Source organism: Oleiphilus sp. HI0117, from assembly GCF_001635235.1.
Genome location: NZ_LWGA01000463.1, coordinates 1 through 450, shown reverse-complemented (window position 1 = coordinate 450; position 450 = coordinate 1). Strand labels below are relative to the sequence as shown.

Genomic DNA, 450 nt, shown 5'->3' with positions numbered 1-450 from the left:
TAAGCTTCGCTGCGGTCACCACATCTAGTTGCTTATTAATATGCAGCTCTAAGCATTTATCGACAAATACACGCGCCATCGTCAAGGTTGCTGACATTTCGGCAAGCTTAAACTGGGTGTTCTGGAACGATGCTATTTCACGGCCGAAGGCTTTACGCTCTTTAACGTATGCGACTGTTTGCTCAAGAATCGACTCTGCACTAGCGATCGCGTTTAAGCCTACCGATAGCCGCTCTTGTGGTAGCTCCTGCATAAGGTAGATAAAGCCCATGCCTTCAGCACCTAGCACGTTTTCTTTTGGGACTTTTACATCCTGGAAGAATAGCTCTGACGTATCCTGTGCCTTCATACCGATCTTATGAAGATTGGTGCCTTTTTCAAAGCCGGGTGAGTTTGCCTCAACTAACAGAAGGCTCGTACCTTTTGCGCCAGCTTCAGGGTTAGTTTTAG

1 protein-coding gene is annotated in these 450 nt (G+C 46.9%); it reads right to left on the bottom strand.

Translation table 11 applies throughout. The annotated features are described in order from the left end of the window. Nucleotides 1–450 (bottom strand): acyl-CoA dehydrogenase family protein (locus tag A3757_RS05305; RefSeq protein WP_255374973.1); only part of this gene is annotated, 450 nt, incomplete at both ends.